This is a genomic window from Promicromonospora citrea (assembly GCF_013004695.1).
Taxonomy (GTDB): Bacteria; Actinomycetota; Actinomycetes; order Actinomycetales; family Cellulomonadaceae; genus Promicromonospora; species Promicromonospora citrea.
The window spans coordinates 23,640-30,497 of sequence record NZ_JABEMG010000050.1; the positions used below are offsets into that span (position 1 = coordinate 23,640).

8 protein-coding genes are annotated in these 6,858 nt (G+C 72.5%); 3 read left to right on the plus strand and 5 right to left on the minus strand.

What is annotated here, in order from left to right; all coding sequences use genetic code 11:
- Positions 1-45 precede the first annotated feature (45 nt).
- From HLB15_RS11555 to infC, 4 genes are all read right to left on the minus strand, one after another.
- The gene (locus HLB15_RS11555; RefSeq protein ID WP_311979572.1) at positions 46-909 is read right to left on the minus strand and encodes a TrmH family RNA methyltransferase; all 864 of its coding nucleotides are present in this window, start codon (positions 907-909) and stop codon (positions 46-48) included.
- A gap of 29 nt (positions 910-938) precedes the next feature.
- Positions 939-1,322, minus strand: coding sequence for a 50S ribosomal protein L20 (gene rplT / locus HLB15_RS11560; protein WP_108490904.1), 384 nt, complete (start codon positions 1,320-1,322; stop codon positions 939-941).
- A 66-nt stretch (positions 1,323-1,388) separates the two neighbouring features.
- Positions 1,389-1,583 carry a 50S ribosomal protein L35 gene (gene rpmI, locus HLB15_RS11565; RefSeq protein WP_171105749.1) on the minus strand — a complete coding sequence of 65 codons (195 nt, stop codon included), beginning with the start codon at positions 1,581-1,583 and terminating at the stop codon, positions 1,389-1,391.
- 89 nt (positions 1,584-1,672) lie between these two features.
- Entirely contained in the window at positions 1,673-2,632 is a 960-nt protein-coding gene (gene infC, locus HLB15_RS11570; protein WP_171105751.1) for a translation initiation factor IF-3, read from the minus strand.
- Between the two features lie 239 nt (positions 2,633-2,871).
- Here infC and HLB15_RS11575 point away from each other — a divergent pair, with 239 nt between their 5' ends.
- From HLB15_RS11575 to HLB15_RS11585, 3 genes are all read left to right on the plus strand, one after another.
- Positions 2,872-3,294 carry a Fur family transcriptional regulator gene (locus HLB15_RS11575; RefSeq protein WP_171105753.1) on the plus strand — a complete coding sequence of 141 codons (423 nt, stop codon included), beginning with the start codon at positions 2,872-2,874 and terminating at the stop codon, positions 3,292-3,294.
- A gap of 55 nt (positions 3,295-3,349) precedes the next feature.
- Entirely contained in the window at positions 3,350-4,798 is a 1,449-nt protein-coding gene (locus HLB15_RS11580) for a catalase (protein ID WP_171105755.1), read from the plus strand.
- A 189-nt stretch (positions 4,799-4,987) separates the two neighbouring features.
- Positions 4,988-5,920, plus strand: coding sequence for a glycosyl hydrolase family 18 protein (locus HLB15_RS11585; RefSeq protein WP_171105757.1), 933 nt, complete (start codon positions 4,988-4,990; stop codon positions 5,918-5,920).
- A 72-nt stretch (positions 5,921-5,992) separates the two neighbouring features.
- On the opposite strand, the gene HLB15_RS11590 is transcribed toward HLB15_RS11585, so the two are convergent.
- The coding region (locus tag HLB15_RS11590) for an NADPH-dependent oxidoreductase (RefSeq protein ID WP_212759771.1) at positions 5,993-6,858 on the minus strand (866 nt) is incomplete at its 5' end.

Here is a 6,858-nt window from a genome sequence, read left to right on the forward strand (position 1 = left end):
CGAGGGCGAAGGCACCGGGCACCGGGGCGCCTCGGGCGGCGCGGCTCAGCGCTGGGCGCGGCCGCTCGCGTAGAGGCAGACGGTCGCGGCGGTGGCCAGGTTGAGGGACTCCGCCCTGCCGCGGATCGGCACGCGTACGACGGCGTCAGCGAGGGCGCGGTCCTCCTCGGGCAGGCCCCAGGCCTCGTTGCCGAAGACCCAGGCCGTCGGCGCGGCGAGGTCCGGGACGCCGCCGGAGCCCGCGGCGTCGAGCAGGTCGTCGAGGTCGTGCGACCCCGCGCCGTCGGCGGCCAGCACCTGGCAGCCGGCCGACCGCAGCGCGGCCAGCGCCTCGTCGAGGCCGACGCCGGAGACGACCGGCAGGTGGAACAGCGACCCCGCGGTCGAGCGCACCACCTTGGGGTTGTGCACGTCGACGCTCGCCCCGGCGAGCACGACGACGTCCGCGCCCGCCGCGTCGGCCGCCCGGATCACGGTGCCCGCGTTGCCGGGGTCCCGCACGGCGGCCAGCACGGCGACGAGCAGCGGCCGGCCCGCCCGCTCCGGGCCGCGCGCGGCGGGCGCCTCGGCCAGCGCCTCGGCCAGCGTGCGCGCACCCGCGCGCAGGACGGCGAGCACACCCTGCGCGTCGGAACTCATCGCGTCCAGCACCTCGGGCGTGCCGAGGTGCAGGTAGAGCCCGGCGGCGCGGGCGTCGTCGACGATCTCCGTGTACCGCTGCGCGGCCGCGGGCGTGAGATAGACGTCGCGGACGGACGCGGCCGCGTGACGGACCGCCTCGCGCACGGCCTGCGGCCCCTCGACGAGGTACTGACCGTGCCGCGAGCGCGCCGAACGCCCGGACAGTGCACGTACGTGCCTGACCCTGTCGGCTCGCGGGTTCGCGAGCGTCACGTCAGGCGACGGCACCGTCCGGGCGTCCGGGATGTCGTTCAACCTCAGGCAGCGGCCGGGGCGTTGACGTCCGCCGGCAGCGCGTCCTTGGCGACCTGGACGAGGGCGTTGAACGCCGCGACGTCGTTCACCGCGAGCTCGGCGAGCATGCGGCGGTCGACCTCGACACCAGCGGCCTTCAGGCCCTGGATGAGGCGGTTGTAGGTCAGACCCTGCGCGCGGGACGCAGCGTTGATGCGCTGGATCCACAGCTTGCGGAAGTCGCCCTTGCGCGCCTTGCGGTCGCGGTACGCGTAGACGAGGGAGTGGGTGACCTGCTCCTTCGCCTTGCGGTAGAGGCGCGAGCGCTGGCCGCGGTAACCGGCGGCGCGCTCGAGGGTCGTACGGCGCTTCTTCTGGGCGTTGACCGCCCGCTTCACGCGTGCCACGTGAGACTCCTTGTACTTCGGTGCTGGAAGGGTTCCGTGCGGCGCCCGGTCAGGCGCGCGCCGAGGTCACTTGCCGAGCAGCTTCTTGATCTTCTTGACGTCGGCCGGGGAGACCACCTGGTCCATGGCCAGACGGCGCGTGCGACGGCTGGACTTGTGCTCAAGGTAGTGGCGCGCGTTGGTCTGCTCGCGCATGACCCGGCCGCTACCCGTGACCCGGAACCGCTTCTTGGAACCGGAGTGCGTCTTGTTCTTCGGCATGACTGCCGTCTCTCCTCATGTCGGTCGACCGCTGCGGGAGCGGTGACGTGTACCGAACCGGTGCGCCGGTCCGGTGTCGTGTGGTCTGGTCAGCCGGCCTTGCGCGGGGCACGCGGCTTGGGGGCCACGGGCTTGGGCGCCGGCTTGGGGGCCGGGGCAGGCTTCGGGGTCGCGGACGCCGCGGGCTTCGCGGCGGGCTTCGGCGCAGCAGGCTCGGGCGCCGCAGCGGGCTCGGGCGTCTCGGCGGCCGGCTCGGGCGTCGCCGCAGCAGGCTCCGGCGTCGCCACGGGCTCAGCGGCGGGCTCGGGCGTCACCGCCGACTGCTCGGGCGCCGTTGCCACGGCCTCCTCGGCGGGCTCGGGCTCCTCGGCCGCACGGGCCTGGGCCTTCGCCTCCGACTTGGTCATCCGGCCGGCGTTGACCTCGGCGGCGCGCTTGCGCTGCTCCACCTTGGCGTCCGCCTTCTTCTTGACCGGCCCGAGGACCATGGTCATGTTGCGGCCGTCCTGCTTCGGCATCGACTCGACGAAGCCGAGCTCCGACACGTCCTCCGCGAGACGCTCCAGCAGGCGACGGCCCATCTCCGGGCGCGACTGCTCGCGGCCGCGGAACATGATCATGACCTTGACCTTGTCGCCGGCCGAGAGGAAGCGCTCGACGTGGCCCTTCTTGGTGCCGTAGTCGTGCGGGTCGATCTTCAGGCGGAACCGGATCTCCTTGAGGACCGTGTTCGCCTGGTTGCGCCGCGCCTCTCGCGCCTTCATGTCGGACTCGTACTTGAACTTGCCGAAGTCCATGAGCTTGGCGACGGGCGGGCGGGCGTCCGGCGCGACCTCGACGAGGTCGAGGTCAGCGTCCTGGGCGAGCTTCAGGGCGACCGCCGTGGCAACCACGCCGACCTGCTCCCCGCCAGGGCCGATGAGACGGACCTCGGGGACACGGATCCGGTCGTTGATGCGAGGCTCGGTGATGGTGATGCTCCTCAGAAGTCGTTGATTGACCACCAGGAACGAGGAATGGCCCCCGCCCTGAACACAGGTGGAGGCCATCACGAGAAGGGTGCGTCAGCTCGATGACGAGCCTCTGCACCCGACCGGACCCGGCCTCTGTCGGTGCCTCGCGGCACGCTGTCGTGACTCGGGTGGGATGGGATCCACTTTGCGCACCCGGCTCTCACCGGGTCGGTCGTACGTACACGATACCAGGGCGGCCGACGACCGTGCCAGGCGGCCGACTGTGAGGTCCCGCTCACTGGAATGATTCCAGATCAGCGACTAGGGTGCTGGTCATGACGTCGACAGCCCCGCTCCCGCCCGAGGAGCTCCTCCGCGGCGCCGGGCTGCGCGTCACCGCGACGCGCACGGCGGCGCTCCACGCACTCGAGGAGACCCGCCACGCGACGGCCGACGACGTCCTCGGCTCCGTCCGCGCCCGGCTGGGCACCGTGTCGGTCCAGGCCGTCTACGACGTGCTGCACGCCCTGACCGACGCGGGCCTCCTGCGCCGGATCGAGCCCGCAGGACACCCCGCGCGCTACGAGCGCCGCACGGGCGACAACCACCACCACGTGGTGTGCCGCTCGTGCGGAGCGATCGGCGACGTGGACTGCGCCGTCGGCCACGCGCCGTGTCTCACCCCGAGCGACGACAACGGCTTCGCCGTCGAGACGGCGGAGGTCACGTACTGGGGGCTGTGCCCCCGGTGCCGCTGACCGTGTCACGCACCCCGTAAGAACCCTCCAGCAGCACACAGGAAGGCACGTCTGAATGACCACCCCCTTCACCACCACGCAGACCGGCACGCCGGTCGCGAGCGACGCCCACTCGCTGACGGTCGGCGCCGACGGCGCGACCGTCCTGCACGACCGCTACCTGGTCGAGAAGCTCGCCCAGTTCAACCGCGAGCGCATCCCGGAGCGGATCGTGCACGCCAAGGGCGGCGGCGCCTTCGGCGAGTGGGAGATCACGGGTGACGTCTCGCGCTACACGCGTGCCGCGGCCTTCCAGCCGGGCGCGCAGGGCGAGGTCGCCCTGCGCTTCTCGTCGGTGGCCGGCGAGATGGGCTCCCCCGACACGTGGCGTGACGTGCGCGGCTTCGCGCTGCGCTTCTACACCACCGAGGGCAACCTCGACATCGTCGGCAACAACACGCCGGTGTTCTTCATCCGCGACGCGATCAAGTTCCCGGACTTCATCCACTCGCAGAAGCGCCTGCCGTGGTCGGGCCTGCGCGACGCCGACATGCAGTGGGACTTCTGGACCCTGTCGCCGGAGTCGGCGCACCAGGTCACCTACCTCATGGGCGACCGCGGCCTCCCGGCCTCGTGGCGCGAGCTGAACGGCTACGGCTCGCACACCTACCTGTGGACCAACGCCGAGGGCGAGAAGTTCTGGGTCAAGTACCACTTCATCTCCCGCCAGGGCGTGAAGTTCCTCAGCAACGACGAGGCCGCCCGGATCGCGGGCGAGGACGCCGACTACTACCGCCGCGACCTGTACGAGGCGATCGAGCGCGGCGACCACCCGACGTGGGACATCAAGGTCCAGGTCATGCCGTACGAGGACGCCAAGACCTACCGGTACAACCCGTTCGACCTGACCAAGGTCTGGCCGCACGCGGACTACCCGCTGATCCACTTCGGCCACTTCACGCTGAACCGCAACCCGCGCAACCACTTCGCCGAGATCGAGCAGATCGCGCTGTCGCCGGCCAACCAGGTGCCGGGCACCGACATCTCGCCCGACAAGATGCTCATGGCCCGCGTGTTCGCCTACCCGGACGCGCAGCGCTACCGCGTGGGCACCAACTACCAGTCGGTCCCGGTGAACCAGCCGCACGCCGCGCCGGTGCACAACTACTCGCAGGACGGCTCCCAGCGCCACCACTTCACCGACGTCGGCATGCCGAACTACGCGCCGAACTCGTTCGGTGGCCCGGTGGCCGACCCGGCGCGCGGGCACGACGGCGCCTGGGCGTCGGACGGCGAGCTGGTCCGCACGGCGGCGACGCTGCACAGCGAGGACGGCGACTTCGTCCAGCCGGGCATCCTGTACCGCGAGGTCTACGACGACGGCGCCAAGGCCCGTCTGCTGGAGACCCTGACCGGTCAGGGCCGCTCGATCACGATCGACGACATCCGTGAGCGCTTCTTCCAGTACTGGACCAACGTCGACGAGGAGCTCGGCGCCAAGCTGCGCGCCGCCGTCGCCGCCTGATCCGCTGCGCTGACACCTGCCGAGGCCGGGGCCCCACGGGGGTCCCGGCCTCGGCCGTGTCAGGGATCCCCGCACGACCGCGCCCGGGGTCTTGTTGCGGGTGAATCCGGTCGCTAGCGTCGGCTCGTGCCCTAAAGCGCTTTAGCGCCGCCGGCACCCGGACAGCACCGGACACCGAAGGAGCCCACGATGACGTCCCGCTCGCTCGCCCGACTCGGCGCCGCCCTCGCGGCAGGCCTGCTCGCCCTCACCGCCGCGGCGGGTCCCGCCGCGTCCTCCCCCACCGACGCCTCGCACCGCGTCCTGGCCTTCTACCAGACCATCTACGAGACCGGCTCGGACGGCGTGCGCCGGTACGTCGACCCCAAGCCCCTGCTGGGCTCCGTCACCGACGTCAACGTCGGCGCGATCCACCTCAACGCCGATGCCACGCTCACGGTCAACGACATCCCCGCCGACCACCCCGAGCTCGACGTCATGTGGCAGGACCTCGCGACGATGCAGGAGCAGGGCGTGACGGTCAGCGCGTTCCTCGGCGGCGCGGCGCCCGGCACGTACCGCTACCTGCGCGAGGACTTCGACCGCTTCTACCCCGTGCTGCGCGACTTCCTGCGCACGTACGACCTGGACGGCGTCGACCTCGACATCGAGGAGACGTTCTCGCTCGAGGACACGATCCACCTCGTCGACACGCTGCGCGCCGACTTCGGGGACGACTTCGTCGTCACGCTCACGCCCGTGGCCACCGACATGGCCGGTCGCACGAGCTTCTCCGGCGGGTTCTCCTACGCCGAGCTGGAGCGGCGCGCCGGCGACCGGATCGACTGGTACAACACGCAGTTCTACTGCGGTTGGGGCGACCTGGGCTCCACGACGGTGTACGACCAGATCCTGGCCAACGGCTTCACGCCCGGTCGCGTCGTCGCGGGCACCGTCACCAACCCCGCCAACTGCGGCGGCTACGTCGACTGGCCGACCTTCGACGCCACCGTCGGCACGCTCGTGGCACGCCACCCCGACTTCGGCGGCGTGTTCGGGTGGGAGTACTTCAACTCCGTCGGGTACGACGGCGGCGGCAGGGAGAGCTGGTTCGCGCACGTGGCGGACGTCGTCGGGCGCTGAGCCCCGGGAACGTGCGGCAGGGCCGGTCCGTCGTCGGACCGGCCCTGCCGTCGCGTCCGGGCACCCGGCGTCCTACCAGGACGGCAGGCCCAGCGCGGTGAGGGCGGAGCGCAGGTGCTCGCGGCCCCGCAACGAACCGTTGCCGCGCAGGCGCGCCAGTGCGCGCGCGACCCAGCCGCCCTCGAGGCCCTCGCCGCGGTAGTAGTCGACCATGCGCCGCTCGTAGGCGGCCACGGGGCGGAGCTGGCGCTCGACGTCGTAGGTCTCGTGGTGCAGCACGGCCGCCTGCGGCAGCCGCGGCTTCACCCGACCGGGGCAGGACGGGTCGGGATGCCCCACGACGAGGCCGACGACCGGCGCCGCCCCGCGCGGCAGCCGCAGCTCCGCGGCCAGCGCCTCGGGAGCGTCCCGGACGCTGCCCAGGTAGACCGTGCCCAGCCCGAGCGACTCGGCGGCGACGACGGCGTTCTGCGCGGCGAGCGTCGCGTCGAGGAACGACGCCACCGTCGTCTCGAGGTAGCCCGTCGCGGGGACGGCCCTGCCCCGGCGGGCGGCGAGCGCGCGCACGCGGGCGACGTCCGCCACCCAGACGAGCAGCAGGGGCGCGTCGCGGACGTGCTCCTGCTCGCCGCACAGGCGCGCGACGCGCGCGAGCCGGGCGGGGTCGGTGATCGCGACGACGCTCCAGAGCTGGAGGTTGGACGACGTCGGGGCGGACTGCGCCGCCGCCACCAGCGTCGGCAGCACCGACGACGCGAGCGGGCGCGGCAGGAACCGGCGCACGGACCGGTGCGAGAGCTGGACGTCGAGCACCGAGCGCGGCAGGTCGGCCGCCGCGGCGACGGTCTCGGCGACCTGCGGCGCCGCGGTGTCCGCGCGCCGTCGGCTCACGCCGTACCGCGCCGCGACCTGGGCGCGCGCGAGGGCGAGGCGGCCGG

What these genes read in the sequence shown, in the direction of transcription:
- HLB15_RS11580 (WP_171105755.1), top strand. Translation starts at nt 3,350, where the DNA reads ATGACCACCCCCTTCACCACCACGCAGACCGGCACGCCGGTCGCGAGC.
- HLB15_RS11575 (WP_171105753.1), top strand. Translation starts at nt 2,872, where the DNA reads ATGACGTCGACAGCCCCGCTCCCGCCCGAGGAGCTCCTCCGCGGCGCC.
- HLB15_RS11585 (WP_171105757.1), top strand. Translation starts at nt 4,988, where the DNA reads ATGACGTCCCGCTCGCTCGCCCGACTCGGCGCCGCCCTCGCGGCAGGC.
- rpmI (WP_171105749.1), bottom strand. Translation starts at nt 1,583, where the DNA reads ATGCCGAAGAACAAGACGCACTCCGGTTCCAAGAAGCGGTTCCGGGTC.
- infC (WP_171105751.1), bottom strand. Translation starts at nt 2,632, where the DNA reads ATGGCCTCCACCTGTGTTCAGGGCGGGGGCCATTCCTCGTTCCTGGTG.